This is a genomic window from Dyella sp. PARNA 12/25, assembly GCF_055702865.1.
The window spans coordinates 92,895-116,437 of sequence record NZ_JBVQCI010000012.1 but is presented as its reverse complement, the minus strand read 5'-3'; the positions used below and the strand labels follow the sequence as shown (position 1 = coordinate 116,437).

Annotated in this window: 14 protein-coding genes; 8 read left to right on the top strand and 6 right to left on the bottom strand. The window is 62.3% G+C overall.

The annotated features are described in order from the left end of the window. Nucleotides 1-33: 33 nt before the first annotated feature. Nucleotides 34-3,006, bottom strand: a complete 2,973-nt coding sequence (locus AC0GUR_RS18965; protein ID WP_472879068.1) for a TonB-dependent receptor domain-containing protein — start codon at nt 3,004-3,006, stop codon at nt 34-36. A 344-nt stretch (nt 3,007-3,350) separates the two neighbouring features. Beyond that, on the bottom strand, nt 3,351-4,142 hold the full coding sequence (locus AC0GUR_RS18960; RefSeq protein ID WP_472879067.1) for an AMP nucleosidase: 792 nt from the start codon (nt 4,140-4,142) through the stop codon (nt 3,351-3,353). Nucleotides 4,143-4,565: 423 nt separating this feature from the next. Here AC0GUR_RS18960 and AC0GUR_RS18955 point away from each other — a divergent pair, with 423 nt between their 5' ends. Then, nucleotides 4,566-5,510, top strand: coding sequence for a DegV family protein (locus AC0GUR_RS18955; RefSeq protein ID WP_472879066.1), 945 nt, complete (start codon nt 4,566-4,568; stop codon nt 5,508-5,510). Between the two features lie 28 nt (nt 5,511-5,538). Continuing rightward, on the top strand, nt 5,539-6,171 hold the full coding sequence (locus AC0GUR_RS18950) for a DUF4124 domain-containing protein (RefSeq protein WP_472879065.1): 633 nt from the start codon (nt 5,539-5,541) through the stop codon (nt 6,169-6,171). Nucleotides 6,172-6,266: 95 nt separating this feature from the next. Here the strand turns inward: AC0GUR_RS18950 and AC0GUR_RS18945 are convergent, their stop codons facing one another. Continuing rightward, nucleotides 6,267-10,220: an ATP-binding protein gene (locus AC0GUR_RS18945; RefSeq protein ID WP_472879064.1), complete on the bottom strand. Its 3,954-nt coding sequence runs from the start codon at nt 10,218-10,220 to the stop codon at nt 6,267-6,269. Between the two features lie 388 nt (nt 10,221-10,608). Next, nucleotides 10,609-11,391: an SDR family oxidoreductase gene (locus AC0GUR_RS18940; protein WP_472879063.1), complete on the bottom strand. Its 783-nt coding sequence runs from the start codon at nt 11,389-11,391 to the stop codon at nt 10,609-10,611. 91 nt (nt 11,392-11,482) lie between these two features. Here AC0GUR_RS18940 and AC0GUR_RS18935 point away from each other — a divergent pair, with 91 nt between their 5' ends. Next, complete coding sequence (locus tag AC0GUR_RS18935; RefSeq protein WP_472879062.1) at nt 11,483-11,701, top strand: hypothetical protein; 219 nt, start codon at nt 11,483-11,485, stop codon at nt 11,699-11,701. 46 nt (nt 11,702-11,747) lie between these two features. Next, complete coding sequence (locus AC0GUR_RS18930) at nt 11,748-12,590, top strand: ABC transporter ATP-binding protein (protein WP_472879061.1); 843 nt, start codon at nt 11,748-11,750, stop codon at nt 12,588-12,590. A gap of 65 nt (nt 12,591-12,655) precedes the next feature. Here AC0GUR_RS18930 and sppA read toward each other — a convergent pair whose 3' ends face one another. Both sppA and AC0GUR_RS18920 read right to left on the bottom strand, forming a co-directional pair. Further along, nucleotides 12,656-14,521: a signal peptide peptidase SppA gene (sppA, locus tag AC0GUR_RS18925; RefSeq protein ID WP_472879060.1), complete on the bottom strand. Its 1,866-nt coding sequence runs from the start codon at nt 14,519-14,521 to the stop codon at nt 12,656-12,658. Nucleotides 14,522-14,698: 177 nt separating this feature from the next. Further along, the gene (locus tag AC0GUR_RS18920) at nt 14,699-16,063 is read right to left on the bottom strand and encodes an MATE family efflux transporter (RefSeq protein WP_472879059.1); all 1,365 of its coding nucleotides are present in this window, start codon (nt 16,061-16,063) and stop codon (nt 14,699-14,701) included. A gap of 135 nt (nt 16,064-16,198) precedes the next feature. On the opposite strand from AC0GUR_RS18920, the gene AC0GUR_RS18915 reads away from it, so the two are divergent. The 4 genes from AC0GUR_RS18915 to tal all read left to right on the top strand — a co-directional run bounded on the left by AC0GUR_RS18915 (nt 16,199) and on the right by tal (nt 22,572). Beyond that, entirely contained in the window at nt 16,199-17,323 is a 1,125-nt protein-coding gene (locus tag AC0GUR_RS18915; RefSeq protein ID WP_472879058.1) for a DUF3667 domain-containing protein, read from the top strand. A gap of 730 nt (nt 17,324-18,053) precedes the next feature. Continuing rightward, a complete protein-coding gene (locus AC0GUR_RS18910) occupies nt 18,054-20,222 on the top strand; it encodes a primosomal protein N' (protein ID WP_472879057.1) in 2,169 nt (722 codons plus the stop codon). Nucleotides 20,223-20,278: 56 nt separating this feature from the next. Next, the gene (locus AC0GUR_RS18905) at nt 20,279-21,583 is read left to right on the top strand and encodes an NAD(P)/FAD-dependent oxidoreductase (protein ID WP_472879056.1); all 1,305 of its coding nucleotides are present in this window, start codon (nt 20,279-20,281) and stop codon (nt 21,581-21,583) included. A gap of 29 nt (nt 21,584-21,612) precedes the next feature. Next, complete coding sequence (tal, locus tag AC0GUR_RS18900; protein ID WP_472879055.1) at nt 21,613-22,572, top strand: transaldolase; 960 nt, start codon at nt 21,613-21,615, stop codon at nt 22,570-22,572. Nucleotides 22,573-23,543 lie beyond the last annotated feature (971 nt).

Here is a 23,543-nt window from a genome sequence, read left to right as displayed (position 1 = left end):
GCGGCCCATCAAGATTAACTTAAAACCAGCGACTTAGAACTTGACCGTGACGCGGGCGTAGTAGAAGCGGCCCATCAGGTCGAAGTTTGCCGGATCCGTGTTGGCATTGAGCGTGTTGTTGGCGTACAGGAGCGGCGGCTGCTTGTCGAAGATGTTGTTGATGCCGAAGTCCAGACGCGTGTTGATCGGGGCGATGTTGTAGCCGATCGACATGTCGTTGTAGACCGTTGCACCGTACTTCAGCTCCGTACCCGGAGGCGTGCCCGCACCCATCGGCTTGGTGGCATCCGGCGAACCCGCCGGTGCACCGTTCTGGAAGCGGCTGATGTAGCGCATACGCCACTGAGCACTCCAGTTGGTCCACTGGTAATCCACGAAGCCCTGTGCGCGCCAGCGCGGGAACAAGCAACCACCGATCGCATCCGGGCAGGCTGCTTCCTGCGGAGAACCGTTCGGCAGGAAGTGACCCGCGTTGTGATAGGTCACGCTACCCGGCTGACCCGGTGCCGTCGTCTGGTTGAACTTGGTCAGGTAGGTCGCGTTGACGCCAATGTTGAACTGACCGAACGAGAACTGCGGCAGCTTGTAGTTAGCCGACCAGTCGACACCGCTGGTGGACAGGCGACCCAGGTTACCCGTGGGTTCGACCGTGCTGATGGCGATCTGGCCACTGCCGGTGCGATGGATGAACTGGCAGTTCTCGACCAGGCCGGCGGCGCAGGTATCGAGCAAGGTCTGCAGACCGATCTGGGTAATGGTGTTATCCAGATAGACATGCCAGAAGTCCAAGGTCGTGGACAGGCCCGGCACATACGACGGGCTGTACACCAGGCCCGAATCGAACGACTTGCCGTGCTCCGGCTTGATCGGCAGGCCAGCCACGTAGGCACCCTGCGTAATCGTCGAAGCCTGGTTCTGGGCAGCCACGTTGCGATTCTTGAAGGTACCATTGGTCGGTACGTTCACGCAGGCCAGTGCCAGCGGCGAACCCGCCGGGGCGCCGGTGAAGCCGTCACACGGATCGTTGGTGAGATACGGCGCATCGGAGTTGGACGAGTAAAGCTCGGTGACCGACGGCGCACGGAACACTTCTTCCATCGTGCCGCGGAGCAGCAGGTCATCGATCGGCTTGTACTCGAGCGCGAACTTGAAGTTGTTCGTGCTACCGAACGGACCCACCTTGGAGTAACGGTCGCCGATGGTCAGGTTCAGCGACTGAATGCCCGTGATACCGGCAAGGATCGGGATGAACGTTTCGGCGTAGTAGTCCTTGTTGGTATAACCGCCCTGGAAGCCCGACAGACACTGGCTACCCAGTGCACAGGTACCGGTCTTCGGATCGACGACCAGCGAGGTGTCCGGATTGGCACGGTTGTATTCCTTGCGCCACTCGTAACCCACGGCCAGCTGCACGGCACCGGCCGGCAGGCTGAACACTTCGCCGCTCAGACCAGCGTGCCAGGTCTTCTCGATCAGGTACTGGTTGCTCGACGCGGTAACCAGGGCACCCTGCGTGGCAGCCTTGTTAGCCGGCGCATTGATGTTGAACGGATTGAACTGACAGGCGGCTGCGGAGACGCTACCCGGGCAGGTCGCCGTGCCATCGGCATTCAGCACCGACGGACCGGTGTACAGCTTGGTCTGATTGACCAGGCCCGAGGTCGTGGTGGCGATGCTCTCGTGGCCATAGTTCAGGCCGACATCCCAGTTCCAGTTCTTTTCCCAAACCGTGAAGTCACCCTTGAAACCGGTGTTCACCTGGACGTCCGTGCGGCCGGTGAAGGCCTGGCGGAAGCCAGCCGAGGTCAGACGGGTACGGAACGACGAGTTGCTCGAGGTGAGCGTCGTGCCAGTCGGGTTAAACGCGTTGTTGGCATTGATCGACGCACCCGTCGAATCCGTGCCGTAGACCGCCGGCGCCAACTGGAAGTTGGACGAGGTCTTCTGGTACATGGCATCCATGTACGCGGTGACGTGATCGGTGAGGTGATAGTCACCAAAGATGAAGCCGCCCGTACGCTCCTGCGGGGTCATGATCAGGTTGACCGCAGCGTAGTTGTACTTATCGGCCTGCGTGAAGCAGTGATAGTTGGACGGGTTGAGCTGCGTGCTGTTGCCACCCGGGGTGAGCGCGACGGTGTTGGCGAACGAGCCGGTGCTGCAGTTGTTGTTCGGGAACGCCGGACCCGTGTAGTTACCCGCAAGACCCTGGAAGCCCGGCAGCACGAGGAAGGTGTGGTCCGTCGACGTAGAACCGCCGACGACTACGCCGTGCGGCGTCAGCGTCAGCGCGCTCTTGGAGACGTCGCGCTTGGCCGATTCAACACCGTCCTGCTTCTGGTAGTTGATGCCGGCCATGATGCTGCCCTTGTCGGACGTCTGGCCGAAGGTGAACGTGTAGCCGCTCTGCTCACCGTCGTTGCGGTCGGACTGACCCACATTGGCGGAGAAGGTAGCACCCTGGTAGTTCTTACGCAGGATGAAGTTCACGACGCCGCCGATAGCGTCCGAACCGTAGGTTGCCGAAGCGCCGGTCGGCAGCACTTCGATGCGCTCGATGGCCTCAACCGGGATGGCGTTCGGATCCTTGCTGAGCAGGCGCTGGCCGTCCACGAGGATCAGCGTGCGCTTCGAACCCAGACCACGCAGGTTGATGGACGACGTACCCGTGCCACCACCGTTGTTGATCTGCGGGTTCACGTTGCCGCCGGTCATGGCGGGCAACTGCTGGACGAGATCGCCGAGCGTCGCCTTGCCGGTGGCAAGGATCTGCGAACGATCAATGGTGACGACCGGGCTGGACGTCTCGACGTCTACACGGCGAATCAGCGAGCCGGTGACGGTCACGGTCTCGAGCGTCTTGCTCTTGGCCTGATCCGGCGGCGTCGCGGTGGACTGCTGCGCGTCCTGTGCGAAAGCTGTGGTGCCGTAGGCGCTCGCTGCGAGCATGCCCAGCGACAATGCCAGGCGAACCGACGTGCACAGTTTATTTTCCCCAAACTTCATGAGAACACCCTCCCGATATTTATTTATGACTGGGTTTGAAAGATTTCCCCGCCCCAAACCCGCGCCCTAGCCAACAAAGATGTAGGGGTAGACCGGCGGCCTACAGCGCAGCGCATTTATCACGCTTTACTTACAGATAGTCAATAAATTCTATACGGCAAGAAATTGCTATTCTCGAGCATTAACGTAGTTTCTTACGTATTATCTCGTTAATGAACGGCTCGTTCCCTATCTCCGGCGGTTGCTGCGATGCAGTGACGATCGTTGCTGGCCGGTGAAGCCATGGTGAAAGCGGCCTGGCCCTGGCTGGAGTGCCAAGGCCAGACCGCTGATTTGGCAAGAGTTCAATCCGCCAGGGTGTCGTCTTCAAAACGCAGGTGCTTAACGCTGCGGCCCTTGCGGCGCACAAGCTTGAGCGCTTCTATACCAATGCGTATGTGGCGTTCAACAAATTGCGTCGTCACATGCTTATCACTTAATTCCGTCTTAACGCCCTCCGGAATCATGGGCTGGTCGGACACCAGCAAGAGGGCGCCGCACGGAATCTTGTTGGCGAAGCCGGCAGCGAAGATGGTTGCCGTCTCCATATCTATAGCCATACAGCGGGTGCGGCGCAGGTAATCCTTGAATTGCTCGTCGTGTTCCCAGACCCGGCGGTTGGTGGTGTACACCGTGCCGGTCCAGTAGTCGTAGCCCAGGTCGCGAATCATGGTGGAGACACCACGCTGCAGCTCGAACGCCGGCAGTGCCGGCACTTCGGGCAACAGATAGTCGTTGGACGTGCCTTCGCCGCGGATGGCCGCTATCGGCAACACCAGGTCGCCGATGGCATTCTTCTTCTTCAAGCCACCGCACTTGCCCAGAAACAACGCAGCCTTGGGCTGGATGGCGCTGAGCAGATCCATCACGGTCGCGGCATTGGGGCTGCCCATGCCGAAGTTGATCAAGGTGATGCCGTCAGCGGTGGCATTGGGCATGGGCTTGTCGCGCCCCTGCACTTCCACACCGTGCCATTGCGCGAACAGATCAACGTAATGGCCGAAATTGGTCAGCAAAATGTGCTGACCGAACTGCTCCAGTGGCGTGCCGGTATAGCGCGGCAGCCAGTTGGAGACGATCTCCTGCTTGTCCTTCATTAAGACCCCATGAGGTCGGCACAACGGTGGTTCCGCTGCGCGTTACCGGCGACGCCACGCCGGCAAGATGCCAAATCAGTGCGCGCATTTTAGCGATTGCAGGCCATGGCCGATACCCAGACACCTGGCTTTTTCGTTCACGCCATCGTTTCGTTCCTGGGACGGGAACCAGCGCCATGGAATGCGCCGTGCCGATCGTGAGGACCGACGGCAAGCGCCCATCGCGCCTGTGCCGTGGAAAGCCGTGTCGGCCACTCCTTATATATGGACTGCTATTTGTCGTGGCATTAGTTGCACCTGTAAGTAGCCGCCTGACCATGCCTTCGAGGGCACACTGACCGGACACATGCCCAAGGGGGGCGGACTCGGCAGCCGAGGGGGTGCGTGATATGTTGACTGCGTCACTGAATTGGGAGTTACACGATGCGGATGGGACTGGCCATCGATGCGTCCTGCGATGTGTCGCAGGCGTTTTTGCAGAAACACAACGTGGCGGTCATGCCGATCACCGTCCGCATCGACGACGAAATCTTCCTGGACAACCGCAACCAGGTCGAGCTGCACCGGTTTCTTGACCGGAACCTGGGCAGCCGCAGCCACTCCGCCGAAACCATACCGTGCTCCGTCGAAGAGGTGCAGAAGCTCTTTCTCGACAAGCTGGTGCTGGAGGAGGACTGCGTGTTCTGCCTCACCATCACCGCCACTCGCAGCGGCATCAACGAGAACGTGGTCAAGGCGAGCTTCTCGGTACTGAAGAACTACCGGGGTGTACGCGAGAGGAATGGCATGAGCGGCCCGTTCCTGATGCGTGTGATCGATACGCGCAGCCTGTTTGCTGGCTCGGGCCCCGCCATCGTTGAGGCCGCCCGGCTGATCGACGCCGGTGAAGCCCCGGCGGCGATCCGCGAGCGCCTCACGTATATCGCCAACAATTCCTACGGCTACATGCTGCCGCGCGACCTCTACTATCTGCGCGCACGCGCCAAGAAGAAGGGCGACCGCAGCGTGGGCCTGGTCAGCGCCATGCTTGGCTCGGCTCTCGATATCAAGCCTTTGCTGCGAGGCTATCGCGGTGAAACCGGCCCCGTCGGCAAAGTGCGCGGCTTCGAGCATGGCGCCGAAACGCTGTTCAGCTATGTCGCCAAGCGCGTACAAGCCGGCCTGCTGGTCCCTGCCGTCTGTGTGAGCTATGGCGGCGACCTTGCCGAATTGTCCAAGCTGCCCGGCTACGACAGCCTGCGATCGGCATGCGAGGAAAGTGGTGTGGAGCTCATGGAGGCGCCCATGAGCATCACCGGCATGGTCAATGTGGGCGAAGGCGCCGTGACCCTTGGCTTCGCTGCCGAGGAACACGTTGCCGAGTTCTGAGCGGCCTGGTATTCACGGGAGGCTTCGCATGATCCGCCTGTGTTTTCTCGCCTTGCTTTGCTTCGTCATCGCACCGGCATCTGCGGGCGCGGCCTACCAGTGCACTGCAGCCAACGGCCGCGTGACCTATCAGGACAAACCCTGCCCGGCAAACCAGCACCAACAAGTGCTCCAGCTGGATGAGTCAGAGCCGGTTGCGCCAACTCCCCAGCCCCCTACCGCGGCAGCACCGGTGCCTCAACAGCCGCACCCGCCCCAGCCAGCCAGGCCAGCTGTGCCAGTGCCGGTCATGTATGCCTGCGTCCGCGCAACCGATGGCAAAACCTACCTCAGCGACAACGGCGAACCCGCGCCTTATCAGGTGCCATTCGGCATGCTTGGGGTGGGATCGCCGTCGCTGGCGCAGGCTTACGGAGCGCCTAACGGTGCCGGTGCTTCCGCGCCGGAACTCAATCGCGGCCGTGTTTCGCCAGCGCTCGTCGGCAACTACTTTGTGTGGGTGCAGGACGAATGTCACCAGCTCACGCGCAGTGAAACCTGTCATGCGCTGCGCGACGCGTACGATGACAACGCCAGCAAACTTCGGCGAGCCTTCAAGAGCGACCAGCCGCCACTGGAGCAGCGCGAACGGGAATTGCTGGCCCAAATGCAAGGTTGCTGAACCACGGGGCCATAACCAGACCCGCCCCTTCCTCAGTTCTTGGCCCCGAGGCACCATCGGTCGCTAAAACCTCCTGCCCAGCACCTGGGTTCGACTTAGCCATGCTCCTTGAGTCGATCTACCAGGGCCCCAACGGTTTCCAAATGATTGACGATGACGTCGCGACGTCGCGCAGGCGCGGCATCGGAGTCCGCCTCACCCAGAGGGAGACCGCCGAGGAGTCGCAATGAACCCAGCAGACGATGCAATAGCTCCCGCTGCTGCGGGACATCGCCGCTCTGCAACGCCCTGTCCAGCTGCTGCACGTCGGCACGACTGCTCTCGAGCAACTCGGTCAGCATGACCCGCACTTTTTCCCTGCTTCCAAACACATCCGCGAGAAAGGCAAGCAATTCGTCATCGGCGACCTTCTCAGCCTCGACCTGTCGTGCCGGGTAAGTGGCGCCGAGAAGAGACTCGATCTTGACCCTGAGATCATCCAGCTGCATGGGCTTGGCAAGAAAATCATCCATGCCCGCTTCATGGCACTGATGTACATGCTCAGGCATGGCGCTGGCCGAGATGGCAATGATGGGTAAGTGCGCGCCACCACCGTGCGCCTCCGACGCCCTGACGCGACGCGCCAGTGCGTAGCCGTCGAGGACGGGCATATGGCAGTCGGTGATCAGCAGATCATAGTGCGACGAAGCCAATGCATCCCAGGCCTTCTGGCCGTTATCGACGATGGTGTAGGCAAAGCCGAGACGATCGAGCTGCCGCTCAATCACCGCCTGATTGATCGGGTGGTCTTCGGCAACGAGTACGCGCGCGCCGCTGACGGGAGCTTTCGGCGCCAACTCGACCTTCTTCGCTTCCGTCCGGATACCCAGCGCCGTACAACAGGCGTCCACAACCGCGCGCCAAAGAAGCGGACTGCCGCACAACATGATGCTTCCATCATCGATGTACATGCCTTGGTGATCGCACACCGGTACCACACGTACGGCTGCGACCTGCGCAGGCACCAGCCCTCGCAGCGCAAGGTCAGCGTCGACCACGTAGATGTCCGCAGTGCTTCCCGCGGACTCGGCCATGTCTTCGACATCCACCTCGGTAACGTTGAAGCCCATGGCGGATATCGCATTGGACAGCTCGCGCTCAAGCATCGCATCACGCGTGCACACAAGCGCCTTCTTGCCGCTGACTTCCGGGATGGGCATAAGCTCCCGCACCGCCGGCAAGGTGACTTCGAAATTGGCCTGTGTGCCCAGCCCCACCTTGCTATTGAGCTGAATGTTGCCACCCATCATCTCGGCGAGGCGCCGACAAATGCTCAGACCGAGCCCTGTCCCACCGAAACGACGCGTGGTGGATGCTTCCGCCTGAGTGAATGGCTGGAACAAGCGGGTCAGCTGATCAATCGATATGCCGATGCCCGAGTCGGCCACGGAGATCCGCAGACGCTGCCCTTCATGGGTTTCGCCAAGCCGATCGATACGCAAGGCGACGTAGCCCTGTTGCGTGAACTTCAAAGCATTGCTGAGCAGGTTGTTGATGATCTGGCGAATACGCGTCGCATCACCCAGGTATTCCGCTGCGAGCCGCCAATCGATACTCAGATGAAGCCGGACGCCCTTGTCCCGTGCGCGCGCAGCAAAAATGCCCATCACGCTATCGCCCAATGCACGCAGGTCAAACGGCACGGGCTCCAGCTCCAGACGCTCGGCCTCAATGCGCGAGAAATCCAGGATGTCGTCCAGGATCTGCAGCAAGGATTCTGCCGAATCCTGCACCATGGCCACCATGCGCGCCTGTTCACCATCAAGTGGCATCTTGGTGAGCAGCTCGATAAGCCCGAGCACGCCAGCCATGGGCGTGCGGATCTCATGGCTCATCATGGCCAGGAATGCACCCTTGGCTCTTACTGCCGCCTCAGCCGCCGTCTTGGCATCGGCCAACGCTTGCGCTTGCACCTTCTCATCGGTGGCGTCTTTGCAATAGGCGCTCCAGGTGAGGCCACCGTCGGAGGTTGGCCGTGGCTCACCACCCAGCGCGCGGATCCAACGGGTCTTGCCGTCGATGACCATGCGAAATTCGACCGACTCCGAGACCTTCTCATCAATGCACTTTGCAATAACGGCCTGCACCGCGGGAAGATCTTCGTCGACAGCCATATCGAGCGGGCTCGCACGACCTGAAAGAATGTCTTCTCGCGGCACACCAAACAATTTGAATGCCTGCCCGCTGATGTGGTCGTAAGTTCGCGAACCATCGGGGGCAACGTGCAGCGTAAGGATGACCCCAGGCAAGCTATCGTTGATATCAATGAGCCGCCGCTCGGATGCGCGAGCGCGCGCCTCTGCATTGCGCAGGCGCCGGTAGGCAAGGCTGATGCCAGCAACCACCAAGGTGCTGATCGCCAGCCCGCCAAAGACCCATTGCCAGGGCACGCCGTATTGATATTCGGCGCGTAGCCAACGACTACGGATTGCCTGCCGCTGGTCGTCCTTGACGTTAACCAGCACCTTGTCGATCAGCGTCGCCAGCCGCGCACGATCCTGAATCACTCCAAAGGCAATGTCCTGGTCCATACCGACCGATGCAATGACGCGAAGACTGCCCGCATAACGCTCCCGGATGAGGGTATCTATGGCGGGCAAGGTGCCGACATAGGCCGCCACTTCTCCCGATTCGACTTTCTCGAGCCCGGCGTAATTGCTCTTGACGGGAACCAGCACGCTGCGGGGCAGCAGCATGCGTAGCGTGCTCACCAATCCGGCCTCGTCTCGCAAGGCCACTTTCTTACCTGCCAGATCGTCGGTACCCGCGATGATCGGACCGTTGGTCCTTGTCACGATGACTTCGGGGAAATGTTCATAAGGCCGGGTGAAGGTCATATGCGTCGAGTCAAAATCGGTGGGCATGACTGCCGCGACCAGATCGACCTCCTTTGCACCCACCTGCCGCTGCAGCTCATCCCAGTCGTGCGCTGGCACCAGCTGAATCTTCAGCCCAAGATCCTTCTTCAGTACTTTGACGTAGTCCGCCGCAATACCGTCGAGCTCACCATCCTTATTCATGAAGCTGTAGGGAAGCCGATCCGTTTCGTAGCCCAGGCGCACCGTACCCAATGTCGAAAGCCACCGTCGGTCATCCGCGGTCAATTCCCGAATGTGCGGCACGGGAGCATTGGCTTCGGGTCGAATCCACCAACGGGTGCGCAGGCTACTCAACTCATCGGGTGTTACCGTCGCCTCGGCCTTACGCAGCACTTCCGCGAGCATGGCCCGATCCTTGGGAACGGCAAGTGCCACCTGCGCGGGCGTCACGCCGGATATGGTCGACAACAGACTCAGATCATCGCTTTCGCGCTCAGACAACAGCCAGCGCGTGCGTGACGACATTCCGATATAGGCATCCGCGACGCCGGAGGCGACAAGATCAAGGGTCTGGCGCCCGTCATCACCATAAACAAACGTCGCATCGGGGAAGCGCGCCCTGAAAGCCAAGGCCACCCATCGAAAGCCACGCTCCACGGCGATACGCGCATGCGGAAGATCGTTTTCGTCGCGAATCTGCTGATCTCCCTTGCGCGCGACGAGCACGTATTCGACCGTGGTGTATGGGTGAAGATAAACGTATCGGCTACTACCATCGAAGCGTTGTGCCACCAGCAGGTCGAATGGCACCGGCTTGCTGTCGTCGCCAAAGGTGACGCCGTCCCAATCGGTGAACGGACGAAACTGCAGCCTCAGCCCAGCACGGGTGGCCAGCAACTTGGCGTACTCCACGCCCATGCCTTCCGGCGCGCCCGCGATCCACGCCTCACCGGGAAGATGATTGCCGACGTAGATGCCAACCTGCACTACAGGATGGGCAGCCACCCAGCTTTGCTCTTCCTTGCTGAGTGTTACTTGCGGTTGGAGGCCACCTTGGGCAATGCAAGGCCCTGACAGGATCAACAGCAGAACGGCCAAAAGGCCCAGAACACGTGCAAGATAGCCTTCGCCCTGCGGCACCGCACCGTGCTGACTCGAGGATGAGACCTGGGTAGTGGCATGGATGGTCATGAATGAATTCCAGAACCACGTCAAAAGTAGGAAGCAAACTCTAAGAAAGCGCCGGGTGCCTCTTCCATAAGAAACGTCTGAGTTTCTATCGTTACATCGCTTTCTACCGCCACGCGGCACGGTCAGGTCGCATCACCAAGCCCGAGGAGCGCGCCACAATTGGCGACGTCCCGACATCCCATGCTTCCAATCTATCGCGAGTCGCGTGGCCTCAAGCGACCGCTCCTTGCACCCTCGCCAGTTAAATCTCGCCAATGCGTGCGAACGAAACGTGAAGCAACGGAACTTCGCCCGTCGCTCGCCGGCTTAGAGGGACCACAGGGCTGCTCACCTATCGGGCCATGAACAACGCAGGGAAGCTACGGCGCGATTCAGACCCGTTGGCAGATCAAAAACCGTAATTGAGGAAACCGCCATCAACGGCCAGCACCTGGCCGGTGATATAGCTAGCCGCCGGCAGGCAAAGAAAGGCAATGGCAGCAGCCACCTCTTCCGGCTCGCCGATGCGGCGCAGCGGCGTGCGGTCGAGTACTTCGTCGAGATACTCGTCATTGGCCAGGGCCGGCTCCGAACGCTGCGTCCGGATGTACCACGGCGCCACCGCGTTGACCCGAATGCCATCCGCCGCCCATTCCACCGCTAGGTTGCGCGTGAGTTGGTGCAACGCAGCCTTGGCCATGCCATAGGGCGAACCGGTACGCACATGGGTCACGCCAGACACGGACCCAACGTTCACGATGGCCGCATTCGCATGCTGCACCAGCTGCGGGTGCGCCAGCCGGCACATTTCGAACGCAGAGAATAGGTTCTGCTCGAAAATCGCACGGTACTCGTCCTCGTGATAATTCAACGTCGGCGCTGGCTGGTTGCCGCCCGCGTTGTTGATCAACAGCGAGAGCGGCGCGCCGAGATCGGCAATCCAATCGAAAACCGCCAAACGATCTTCCTGGTCGCTGAGGTCGGCGCCAAACGCCAGCACATCGATGCCCGGGAAGTCGTCCAGCAACTCCACTCGCACCTGTTCAAGGTAGTCGGCGTCGCGAGCCACCAGCAGCAGATTGGAACCCAGGCCGGCCAGCTCGCGCGCTGCGGCGTAGCCTATGCCCTTGCTGGCTCCGGTGATCAATGCGGTGTGGCCTTGCAGCTGCCAGGCGTCGATGCGTGCGTTCATGTGGCGAGCTTAGAACCAGTGCGCCATTCGAGCCAAGCTTGCAAGGTACGATACTGGCGGGAACCCGGACGACACCTCACGAGGATGGCCCATGAAATGGCATGTCCTGCTGCTGTGCCTATGCACCTTGACCGCCTGCTCCGGCAAGCCACCCGCGCCGACGACGGCACCGGCGGCCGCCAGCACCGCTCGCTTGGCCACACCTTGGGACGACCTGAAGAAGGATGAACAGCGCGCCCGAGATGTGCAGAAGACGGTTGACGAGCAGGCCGAGAAGCAAAGGCAGCAGATTGACGCCGCAGAGCGTTGATGGAATAAGCCCGGGCTGGGCTGGCACTTGGCAAACGGACGTCTGAATGGGCATCTTGTCCAGCATGAATGCCTCATGCCAAGCACTGTCTGCCGCCCCTCTGCTGGAGATAGACGACGCCCGCGTGATGCGCGGCGATCGGTTGATTCTCGATCACTTCAGCCTGCGTATAAGCACGGGCGAGCACACCGCCATTCTTGGTGCGAATGGTGCGGGCAAATCGACCTTGGTGCGGCTAATTACGCGTGAGCTCTACCCGCTGGCGCGCGACGACGGTCGCGCATCCATGCATGTATTTGGCCGCGATCGCTGGCATGTCTCGGAATTACGAAGCCTGCTCGGCATCGTTTCGCCATCACTGCAGGATGACTGCACCGGCGACCCGACGCTTGAAGTCTCCGAGGCGGTGCTGTCCAGCTTCTTTGCGGCGCGGCGACTTGGCCTGGACCACCGTATCACCGCACCGATGCGGGAACGTGCTGAGGAAGCGTTGGCACACTCGGGTGCCACGCATCTGCTGGGGCGAACCATGGCAAGCCTTTCCACTGGTGAGGCTCGCCGCGTGCTGATTGCCCGCGCACTGGTCCATCGCCCACGCGCCTTGCTGCTGGACGAACCCTGTGCAGGCTTGGATATGGCGAGCCGTCGCCGTTTTCTGGAGAACCTGCGCACTCTGGCGCACAGCGGCACCACACTGCTGCTGGTGACTCACCATATCGAGGAAATACTTCCGGAGATCGACCGGGTAGTGCTGCTGCGCGAAGGTCGCTTGCTACGACACGGCGACAAGGCCGAAGTGCTTACGGGTGTGGCGTTATCCGATGCGTTCGGTATGCCAGTACGCGTTCAAGAGCATGGTGGGTACTACAGCGCTTCGATTGAGGAGTGAGTGAAGAGAAGTGAGAGAGAGCCGACCACGAGCTCTTCTCTCACCCCCCGTTTCTCACTTCTATCTCAACGCGGCGAACAGAAGCAGTACGCGTAGATGTTGGGGCGACCCGACTGTGCGCTACGCAGCAACTTCAGCTCCGGCGCCATGCTGTCGATACGCGCCACCCATGCAGGCAGACGCAAGCCATAGGCCTGGCCCAGCTGCACAATGGCGTTATCGTTGAGGCCCATCAGGAACTGTTCGAGGCCACCCAGCGGCTCTTCCACATAGCGCACGGGATAGTCCTTGGCCAGCTTCGCGCGCTTGGCGGCGTCGGCCACGGCGTCACCAAGGCCACCGACCTGATCGATCAGCCCGCGCTCGAGGGCCTGCTGCCCCGTCCACACGCGACCCTGTGCGATGGTGTCGATGGCGTCGTAGGGCTTGCCGCGCGCCTTGGCCACCTGCCCCACAAAATCGCGGTAACCCTTCTCGATCGTGGCCTGGATCACCGTGCCCACCTTGGGGTCGAGCGGCCGCGTGATGTCGTAGGCGCCGGCCAAAGGACTCGTGCTTACGCCGTCGCTCCTGACGCCCAACTTGTCCAGCGTGCCCGGCACGGTGAGCACCATGCCGAAGATACCGATGGAGCCTGTGATGGTGTTGGGTTGGGCGTAGATGCGATCGGCGTTCATCGAGATCCAGTAGCCGCCGCTAGCCGCCACATTGCCCATGGACACCACAACCGGAATACCCGCTTCGCGCGTCAGCGCGACTTCGCGACGAATCTGCTCCGCTGCGTAAACTTCACCACCCGGTGAGTTAACGCGCAGCACCAGCGCCTTGGTGCGCTTATCCACGCGGGCAGCACGGATCAGCGCTGCGGTGGATTCGCCACCCACCTCACCTTGCGGCTGCTTGCCGCCGGAAATCTCACCTTCGGCCACCACGATCGAGACACCCGGCGCCAGCGAACCGGAGTCGTCGGGCAGATTGGCGTCATAACGTTCGAACCCTACCTGGCGGAAACCCTCACCCTTCTTGCCGGCGGGCACGCCTTCCTTGCGCATCATCGCTTCCAGCTCAGCCGGCGTCGCCACGCCGTCGACAAGGTGTTGCTCCAGTGAGAGCTGACCAAGGTCACCGCGAGCGCTAGCGATCTTCTCCGGCAGCGTATTGATGTTGGTACGCAGCGTCGCCGGGTCGAGCTTGCGCAGTTTCGCTACTTCATCAATGTACGTATCCCACAGGCCACCCATCCAGAAGCTGTCGGCTTCCTTCGCCTCGGGCGAAGCATGGTCGAGGATGTAAGGCTCAGCCGCGCTCTTGAACTGACCGACGCGGAACAGGTGTACGTCCACGCCGAGCTTGTCGAGCAGATCCTTGTAGAACAGACGGTAGTTGGCGAGGCCCGTGAGCATCACCCCGCCCTGCGGATCGACCAGGATGCGATCGGCATGCGCGGCGAGGTAGTACTGCCCCTGATCCAGTTCGGGTGCCCACACAATCACCGGCTTGCCGGCCGCGCGGAAGCGATCGAGCGCCGCACCCACTTCGCGGAGGGCCGCGAAACCACCACCGTGCAACTCACCCGGCTCGAGCAGGATGCGCGTGATGCGCGTGTCCTTGGCGGCGGCATCGATGGTCGCCACCAGGTCACGCAGCTGCACTTGCTTGGGCGGGTTCCCCGCCAGCTGGGCCAGCGCACGCTGGAAGGCGTCGATGCTGTACTGCTCGACCAGATCGCCCTTGGGCTTGATCACCAGCACGCTGTCGTTCTGGATCATGCGCTGCGCACGAGCGCCCAGGTAGCCACCCAGCGCCAGCAACAGAAAGATAAGGAGGAACAGGAAGAAGATCAGGTTGATGATGACCAGCCTGACCACGTTGATGCCGCGTCCAAATGCGCAGAGAAATGCCCAGAAACCGGTGGGGCGGGGCTGCGTCATGCGAGAGTTCCTCAGATGGTCCGTGACAGCGTAGCGTTTCGCGCGGCGAACGTCATGGGGCAGAAGTGTGAGGTAAGGACGCAGGCAGTCTCATCGCGGGCCTATGGGAAAACCCTGGTCCAGGCATCGCCACGCGAGATGTGAAACCGGGGCTTGGCGGCATGCCGGCCCTGCCCCTTACTTCGGCCGCCACGACTCCCGCCAGGCCGTGCGCCAGAAGCGCGCGAACAGCAGCACTGCCGCCATGCTCAGGCCGGCGATCAGCCCCATCCACATGCCGCGTGCGCCCAGGCCATGCGGGAAGGCCAGCCACCACCCTACCGGCATGCCGACTCCCCAATACGCGAACAGCGTGATGACCATGGGAACCCGGGTGTCCTTGAGGCCGCGCAATGCGCCGTTGGAAGTGACCTGGATACCGTCAGAGAATTGAAAGAACCCCGCCAGCATCATCAGCTGTGCAGCCAGCGCGATCACCGCCGCGTCATTCGTGTAAAAGCGGGCGATCAGGTGGGGGATGCTCAGCATCACGCCGGACGAGAGGGTCTGCATGCACAGCGCCAACGCCACACCGCAGAATCCCGCGTAGCGCACGCCTCGCGCGTCGCCACGGCCCACCGCGTTGCCTACACGCACGGTGATGGCCATCGACATGCCCAGCGGAATCATGAAGGCGATGGTGGCTACGCTCAGCGCTACCTGGTGGCTCGCCACCACCGTCTCTCCCAGCGTTGCGATGACCAGCGCAACAGCGACGAACAAGCCACCTTCGGCCAGCAGGGTGACCGACATGGGGCCACCGACCTTCAGCAGCTCAAGCAACATCTTTGGCTTGGGCCACGCCATGCCTTCGCGCAGACCAAGGTCGCGGTAGGCGGGATGCTTGGCGACGTAGAGCGCGAAGCCGGCCATCTCCAGCCACAACACCGTGGCGGTAGCGATGCCGCTGCCCAGCGAACCCAACGCCGGCAGGCCGAACTTGCCGTACATGAGCACGTAACCCAGCGGCGCCAGTATGAGCAGACCGCCAAAGCTGAAATACATCGAAGGCCGTGTCATCGACAGGCCCTCGGATAAACCGCGCAGCGCGAAGTAGCTGGTCAGCGCCGGGGCGGCCCAGCTGATGGCATGCAGGAAATGCGTGACGTCGGTACGCAAGGTCGGCACCACGCCGATCCAGTCGAGCAACGGGCTGGCATGCCGTATCAGGAACCACATGACGATGCCCATGCCCCAGGCCAGCCACAGCGCCTGCACGAACACCGCGCCCACCTCGTGACGCCGGCCGGCGCCATCGAGCTGCGCCACCGATGGCGGTACCGCCATCATCATGCCGAGCCCGGCCACCAGGGCCAGCGCCCAGATACTCACCGCTGTGGTGACCGCCGCCTGCACGTGTGCGCTGAGGTGCCCAGCCAACACGGCATCGACAAAGTTCGGGCCCACTGCGGCCAACTGCGCGGCAATAAGAGGAAGAGCAAGGCGCACGACGGCGCCAACCTCGTGCGCCACCCTGGCGCGATCGGGGCGGAAATACTGCATAAATGAACTCCTATGTGCAGCATTCTAACCCAGCCGCGCCGGCACCCCTGTACCCGGCATATCACCATTCGCCGACAGCAGCTGCCGGCGTCACCTGCTTGTGCCAAGATCGCGGGCTTGCCATGAGGGTTGGACATGAAGAAGGAACTGGTGTCGTTCGAGGGCGTGCATTGCGCCAACTGCAGCACGTCGATGCAGGGAGAGTTCTGCCACGACTGCGGGCAGTCCATCCACACTGTGCTCCGCCCCATGCATCACATGATGGAAGACACGCTCGACATGGTGCTGCATGTGGACGGTCGTGTGGTCCACACGATCCCGCCGCTGTTCCTGCGCCCCGGTTTCCTCACCATGGAGTATTTCGCAGGCCGCCGCCAGCGCTACGTGGCGCCGTTCCGCCTGATGTTCGTGCTTTCGCTGCTGGCGTTCTTCATGTGCCACCTGGCAGTGAATAACATGGACATCCTGCAGATCCGCACCGAAGCCAGCGCTGGCACCGGCGACTACGCCAACGACCTCACGCCGCAGATCGTGCGCACCCATTTCGAGCAGAAGCGGCAGGACATGCTGAAGGCTGCCGGGCAAACCGCGGTGGGCACCAAAAAATTCAACAAGGTCGTGAATATTGAGCGCGACCACGCCAACCACCGCCTGATGCAACTTGGCGCCCCATCGATAGCTCCAACCGCTGACGAACTCAGCAGCTTTCAGGGGGAGTCCACCCCGGTGCACGTGAGCTGGCTCCCGGACGCTCTTAACGACAGCATCAACCGTTCCATCGCCCGGGCAGCGTCCAATGCCAGCGCGATGACGATGGGCGGCGAGCAAGGCGCCGAGGCAAAGGAACGTGTGCTGGCCTCGGTATTCCACGTGCTGCCCCAAACCATGTTTGTGCTGATGCCGCTGTTCGCCTTGCTGCTGAAGTTCACCTACCTCTTCAAGCGCCGGCTATACATGGAGCACCTCATCGTGGCGGTGCACAGCCACGCTTTTCTGTTCCTTTCGCTGCTGCTCGGCATGGTGCTGTACATGCTGCACGGCTGGGCGGCGCCCCACGTGGTCTGGCTGGCCAAATCGATCACCTTGCTGGGTTGGGCGCTGGGCATCTGGGCCCTGGCCTACCTGCTGCTGATGCAGAAGCGCGTGTATCGGCAAGGCTGGTTCATGACCACCATGAAGTACCTGTTCGTGGGCTGGGTCTACACCATCATGGCCACCTTCGCGATCACGTTTGCGGCGCTGCTGGGTCTCACCAACTGATCGACACAGCCGACACCATTTTGTGATGCAAATCACACACAAACCGCACAGCCGCGCCGTTTCGCGGCGTTCGTTCCGTGTCCCAGTTTGAGGTTTTGCACAGCGTCACCAGACTGTCAAGGCAAGTCCCATGCCTATGGCAATTGTATGAACACGAGGCGCGCAAGAAAATCAAGTCACTGATTTTCAAGTCTTTTTCTTCGTGGCTAAAACTTGAACAGCACGTACTGAACGCCGTATTCATGGGCTTTAGGGGCCTCCCTCAACCCAACATCCACAGACTTATCCACAGATGCTGTGGATAACCGCAAAAGCCCCCTGCCATTAGTCACTTAGACCCCATTCTTAGAGGTAGAGGGCAGCAAGCCTTCGCAAGCTGGCGTTGGGAGGCCATTCGCCCCGGCATGGCCACCGGCTAGCGAACTGAAACGACCCCGTTACACTGCGCGCTGAAGAGGTTAGAGCCTGTCCTCATGGTCCAACGACGCCGCGCCGGGAGCTGTTTGCTCGCAGGGCAAGGAAGAGAGAGGGAGTGTATGTCGATACACGACCGAGCGATGACGCCGCCCTGCGGGCAAACAGACCCGGCCCTTCGGGTTGTCCAGCAATGGGCGCCAGACGGCAGCCCGTGGCTTGCCCATGCAACCAGCATGGGCTACGCCACGGTCTACCCCCTGGCGCCCATTGCTGGACAACGCGGCATCGCTGGACCATGAGGACAGGCTCTTACATGCCCGCCGTCCTACGCGTCGCCCTCCCGGTGCCCCTGCCGACCCTGTTCGACTACCTGCCCCCGGCAACGGGTCAGGCGGACGTGGGCAGCCGAGTGCTGGTGCCGTTCGGCAAGGGCAAGGCCGTGGGGGTGGTGGTCGAGACCGGCGTCGACGCCGCGGTCGGCAAGGCGCGCCTCAAGCAGGTCGCGCGTGTGCTCGACGATGCTCCTTTACTGGATAGCGAACTCATGGCCACCCTGGCCCGGGCCGCCGACTACTGGCTCGGCGCACCCGGCGAGGCGTACGCCAATGCCCTGCCGCTAGCCTTGCGCGAAGACCGCCCCCTGCCCGATCTGCATGCGGAGGCCTGGACGCTTACCGCGGCCGGTCGCAGCGCGCTGGATGCCGGCAGCCGTCGCGGTGGTAGCCGTACCTTGCTGGAAGCGCTGGCTCGCGGCCCGCAGACCGCCGAGCTACTGCACGAGATGCTGCCCGGCTGGCGCGACGCGGCTCGGCGGCTCGATCAAGCGGGCCTGATTGAACGCACCCAAGCGGAAACGGTGGCTCCGCCTGCCGTCACGTCCGCCCCGTCTTTGAGCGACGAGCAGCAACAGGCGGTGGCCAGCATCGGTGAGGCGCTGGGCCGCTTCCAGCCCTTTCTGCTCGATGGCGTCACCGGCAGCGGCAAGACCGAGGTCTATCTCGCGCTCATCGAACAGGTGATAGCGCAGGGCAAGCAGGCCTTGCTGCTGGTGCCTGAAATCGGCCTGGCCCCGCAGACCGTGCGCCGCCTGCGCGACCGCCTTGGCGTCGCCGTGCAGGTGTTGCACTCCAATCTTGCTGAGGGCGATCGCGCGCGCGCATGGCTGCGCGCCCGCTCAGGCGAGGCGAAGGTGATCCTCGGCACGCGCTCCGCCATCTTCACGCCACTGCCGCATGCAGGACTGATCGTGGTCGATGAAGAACACGACAGCGCCTACAAGCAACAAGAGGGTTTCCGCTATCACGCCCGCGATCTGGCGCTGCTGCGCGCGCGTGCGTTGAATGTGCCAGTGGTACTGGGCTCTGCCACACCCTCATTGGAATCACTCGCCAACGTGCAGGCCGGTCGTTATCGCGCGCTGCATTTGCGTGCGCGACCCGGCGCCATCCGCCCGCCGCAGGTACAGATCGTAGACATGCGCGCGCAGCGGCTGGAACACGGCCTTTCGCCCACCCTGATCGCCGCTGTCGCCGATACCGTGGCACGCGGCGAACAAGCGCTGGTGTTCCGCAACCGACGCGGTTACGCCCCGGTGTTGTTGTGCTACAGCTGCGGATGGCACGCCGAATGTCCGCGCTGCGAGCATCCGATGACGCTGCATGCCGGCCGGCGCCAGCTGATCTGCCATCACTGCGATTACACCTCGCGCATTCCGCCGCAATGCCCAGCCTGCGGCGCGCCCGATCTCAAACCGCAGGGCCAGGGTACGGAACGCCTGGAAGAGGCGCTGGCTGCGCAATTCCCCGATGTGCCCGTATTGCGCATCGATCGCGAGACCACACGGCGACGCGATGCCTTCGAGCAACTACTGGAAGGTCTGCATCAGGATCGCCCGGCCATCCTCGTGGGCACGCAAATGCTGGCCAAGGGCCACGATCTGCCCAACCTCACGCTGGTCGCCATCGTCGGTGTCGACGAAGGGCTGCACAGTGTGGATTTCCGCGCCAACGAACGACTGGCCCAACTGGTGGTGCAGGTCGCGGGACGCGCGGGGCGTGCCAGCAAACCCGGGCGCGTGCTGCTGCAGACGCATCACCCCGAACACCCACTGTTGCGCCAATTGCTCGCACAGGGCTACGCCGCCGCGGCAAACACACTGCTCGACGAACGGCGCAGCGTGCAGCTACCTCCTTATGGGCATCAGGTGTTGCTGCGCGCGGATGCACACCAGCGAGAGCACGTCGACGGCTTTCTCGCCGAGGCCGCCGCGGCACTCGGCGGCGCGCCGCTGCAAATCGCCGGTCCGATGCCAGCACCCATGCCGCTGCGTGCAGGCCGCCATCGCGGTCAACTGCTGATCGAGGCTAACACCCGCAGCGCCTTGCACACCGCACTCCGACCTTGGTATCGCATGCTATCGACGCTGCCTTCAGCGCGTCGCGTGCGCTGGTCACTCGACGTCGATCCCATCGATCTCTACTGACCACGGGACGACGCAGCGAGACCTCCAATGATTTCCTACTTTGAAAAAGGCATCACATGGAAGGCAACGCATCGTCCGACCCACGTCCTCATGTCGTCATCCTCGGCGGCGGCTTCGGCGGCCTCGCGGTCGCGCGCGGGCTGGCCCACAGCCACGTCCGTATCACCCTGATCGACCGACGCAACCATCACCTGTTCCAACCACTGCTCTACCAGGTCGCCACTGCCGGCTTGTCCGCCCCATCGATTGCAGCACCGCTGCGGCAGATCCTGCGTGAGCAGACCAACGTCACCGTGCTGCTCGACGAGGCAAAGAACATCGATGTCGCGCATCGACACGTCACGCTCGCCAACGGCGACCTCACGTACGACGCCCTCATCGTCGCCACTGGCGCCACCCACGCCTACTTCGGTCACGACGACTGGGCACGCTACGCACCCGGACTCAAGACGCTGGATGATGCATTCACCATCCGTCGTCGCGTGCTGCTCGCATTCGAGCGCGCCGAGCGCGAAGACGATGCCGTGCAGCGGCAGGCCTGCCTCAATTTCGTGATCGTCGGTGGTGGCGCCACCGGCGTGGAGTTGGCCGGCACGCTGGCCGAAATTGCACGCCACACCCTGCCGCGCGAATTCCGCCGAGCTGATCCACGCAAGGCCAACGTGTTGCTGGTGGAAGCAGGGCCACGGTTGCTGCCTGCCTTCGCACCGGAGCTTTCCGACAAGGCGCGCCGTCAGCTGGAAAAACTGGGGGTTGAAGTGCGGCTAGATACCGCCGTCACTGCCATCGACAGCGATGGCGTCATGCTCGGTGACTCGCGCTACCCCGCGCGCACCGTACTCTGGGCCGCCGGCGTCGCTGCCTCGCCACTGGGCCGCGGCCTCGACGCCCCACTGGATCGCGCAGGACGCGTGCAGGTCGAGCCCGACCTGACGCTACCGGGACATCCCGAGGTGTTCGTCATTGGCGATCTCGCCAGCGTGACACAAGCCGACGGCAAGCCCGTGCCGGGTGTCGCGCCCGCCGCCAAACAGATGGGCCGCTATGTTGCCGAGACATTGAAGGCTCGTTGGCGCGGTGCCGCGCCACCACCGCCCTTCCGCTACCGCGACGACGGCACCCTGGCCACCATCGGACGCATGGCAGCTGTCGCCCAGTTTGGCCGTCTGAAACTCTCCGGCCTGCTCGCCTGGTGGGTCTGGCTCATCGCGCACATCGCCTTCCTCATCGGCTTCCGCAACCGTCTCGTGGTCATGCTGGACTGGGCCTGGGCGTACTGGACCTACGCACGCCACGCCCGCATCGTCACCGGCAGCGACGAACCCACCCGCCCTGCACCGCCCTCGCCCACCGGCCAATAGCTTAAAATCAGCCCTTTCCTTGATCGGATATGCCCGTGTCTACCCAACTTGAACTGCTGCGCCAGTACACCACCGTGGTCGCCGACACCGGCGATATCGAAGCCATCGCCCGCTGGCGTCCGGTGGATGCCACCACCAACCCGTCGCTGCTGCTCAAGGCCATCGAGAATCCGACCTTCGCGCCGGTGATCGACGAATCCGTAGCGTGGGCCAAGGGCAAGAGCAACTCGCGCGAACAGCAGCTGGTGGACGCGAGCGACCACCTCGCCGTGGCCGTCGGCCGCAAGATCGTCGAGCTGGTGCCGGGCCGCGTGTCCACCGAAGTGGACGCTCGCCTTTCATTCGACGTGGACGCTTCGATCGCCAAGGCCGAGCGCCTGGTTCAGTTGTATGACGATGCTGGGGTGACGCGTGATCGCATCCTGATCAAGCTGGCATCGACGTGGGAAGGCATTCGCGCTGCAGAACAGCTGGAGAAGCGCGGCATCAACTGCAACCTCACCTTGCTGTTCTCGTTTGAGCAGGCTGTGGCGTGCGCCGAAGCTGGCGTGTTCCTGATCTCGCCGTTCGTCGGCCGCATCATGGACTGGTACGTCGCCAACACCTCCACCAAGACCTATGCACCGGACGAAGATCCGGGCGTGCAGTCGGTGCGCCGCATCTACGCCTGGTACAAGGAACATGGTTTCCCGACCGTGGTGATGGGCGCCAGCTTCCGCAACATCGGCCAGATCCAGGCGCTGGCTGGTTGTGATCGTCTGACAATCAGTCCGGATCTGCTGGAGAAGCTCGATCAGGACAACTCGCCGCTGCCGCGCGTGCTCAATGACACAGGTGCGACCCAGGGCAAGCCCGCGCCGATCACCGAGGCGGCGTTCCGTTGGGGGCATAACGAGGACGCGATGGCGACTGACAAGCTTGCTGATGGTATTCGCAAGTTTGCGGTTGATCAGCGGAAGTTGGAAGCGTTGCTGGTGGCGAAGCTGTAAGCACGCGGGCATGGGGCCAGTCGCGAGATTGGCCCCAAGTCGTAGGCGTATGATTTTTGCGTCGCTCGATGGATAGGGTGACGCGATCGGGCTCGCTGCGACGCGAAGCTAGTCCCTGTGGGACGGCGGGCTTCCGAACCGCTGCCGCGATCCGGGTCACTTTTCTTTGCTTGCTCAAAGTCCCACAGGGATTAGCTTCGCGTCAAAAGTAACCAAAAGAAAAGGCACCCCCTCACCGCCGCACAGGGGGCCCGACGATCAAGAGCAAAAGGCCAAGCGCCAACGCCGCCTTGTAGGAGCGCGCTGGCGCGCGACCGCAGAGTGTTGTCGTTGCCTCACCGATTGGCTTTCGCGCGTCCGAACCTTCGCGCTGGAACCTCACGTTGCGGTCGCGCACAAGTGCGCTCCTACAGAAAAGCCGGGACACCATGTCGCAACTTCAGCCGCAGCTTTAAGCCCTCTTGGTATCGGCGCGTTGCGGGGTAGCCGCTGTGTGGCGGCGCTGCGCCTGTCGCCATCCGGGCTCCGGAACCTTCAGTGCTTGGATTCCACGCCATGCAGAGCACCTCTGCGCCGTGGCGCGTTGCGGTTTAGCCGTACCGTGTGTCGGATGGATCGTGCGGTGCCGATGACCGAGGCCTTCAAGGCTTGTATTCCACACGACGCTACCGGTGCTCTAAAGGCCATTTTCTTTGGGTTACTTTTCTTTTGGGCCAGCAAAAGAAAAGTGACTCGAGCGTCCCACGGGGACTAGCTTTGCATCGTCGGCAGGGGATCGAAACGCCCGCCGCGTAGGCGGCACGCTGGCGGTATCACTCAACGAGAGCCAAGAGCAAAGTCACTGGATGACCAGCTTCGCTGTTGTAAAGCGCATCCCGCTTGACCAGCCTTCGGCTGTTGAAGAGCGCCTCGCGGGGATGACGCTGAGGGGAACAATCGTTCCCGCGAGCACCCGCCCCTCACCACCGTGA

Bases quoted from the DNA above. Each gene is read 5' to 3' on its own strand.
- AC0GUR_RS18965 (WP_472879068.1), bottom strand. From the start codon at position 3,006: ATGAAGTTTGGGGAAAATAAACTGTGCACGTCGGTTCGCCTGGCATTG.
- AC0GUR_RS18960 (WP_472879067.1), bottom strand. From the start codon at position 4,142: ATGAAGGACAAGCAGGAGATCGTCTCCAACTGGCTGCCGCGCTATACC.
- AC0GUR_RS18955 (WP_472879066.1), top strand. From the start codon at position 4,566: ATGCGGATGGGACTGGCCATCGATGCGTCCTGCGATGTGTCGCAGGCG.
- AC0GUR_RS18950 (WP_472879065.1), top strand. From the start codon at position 5,539: ATGATCCGCCTGTGTTTTCTCGCCTTGCTTTGCTTCGTCATCGCACCG.
- AC0GUR_RS18945 (WP_472879064.1), bottom strand. From the start codon at position 10,220: ATGACCATCCATGCCACTACCCAGGTCTCATCCTCGAGTCAGCACGGT.
- AC0GUR_RS18940 (WP_472879063.1), bottom strand. From the start codon at position 11,391: ATGAACGCACGCATCGACGCCTGGCAGCTGCAAGGCCACACCGCATTG.
- AC0GUR_RS18935 (WP_472879062.1), top strand. From the start codon at position 11,483: ATGAAATGGCATGTCCTGCTGCTGTGCCTATGCACCTTGACCGCCTGC.
- AC0GUR_RS18930 (WP_472879061.1), top strand. From the start codon at position 11,748: ATGGGCATCTTGTCCAGCATGAATGCCTCATGCCAAGCACTGTCTGCC.
- sppA (WP_472879060.1), bottom strand. From the start codon at position 14,521: ATGACGCAGCCCCGCCCCACCGGTTTCTGGGCATTTCTCTGCGCATTT.
- AC0GUR_RS18920 (WP_472879059.1), bottom strand. From the start codon at position 16,063: ATGCAGTATTTCCGCCCCGATCGCGCCAGGGTGGCGCACGAGGTTGGC.
- AC0GUR_RS18915 (WP_472879058.1), top strand. From the start codon at position 16,199: ATGAAGAAGGAACTGGTGTCGTTCGAGGGCGTGCATTGCGCCAACTGC.
- AC0GUR_RS18910 (WP_472879057.1), top strand. From the start codon at position 18,054: ATGCCCGCCGTCCTACGCGTCGCCCTCCCGGTGCCCCTGCCGACCCTG.
- AC0GUR_RS18905 (WP_472879056.1), top strand. From the start codon at position 20,279: ATGGAAGGCAACGCATCGTCCGACCCACGTCCTCATGTCGTCATCCTC.
- tal (WP_472879055.1), top strand. From the start codon at position 21,613: ATGCCCGTGTCTACCCAACTTGAACTGCTGCGCCAGTACACCACCGTG.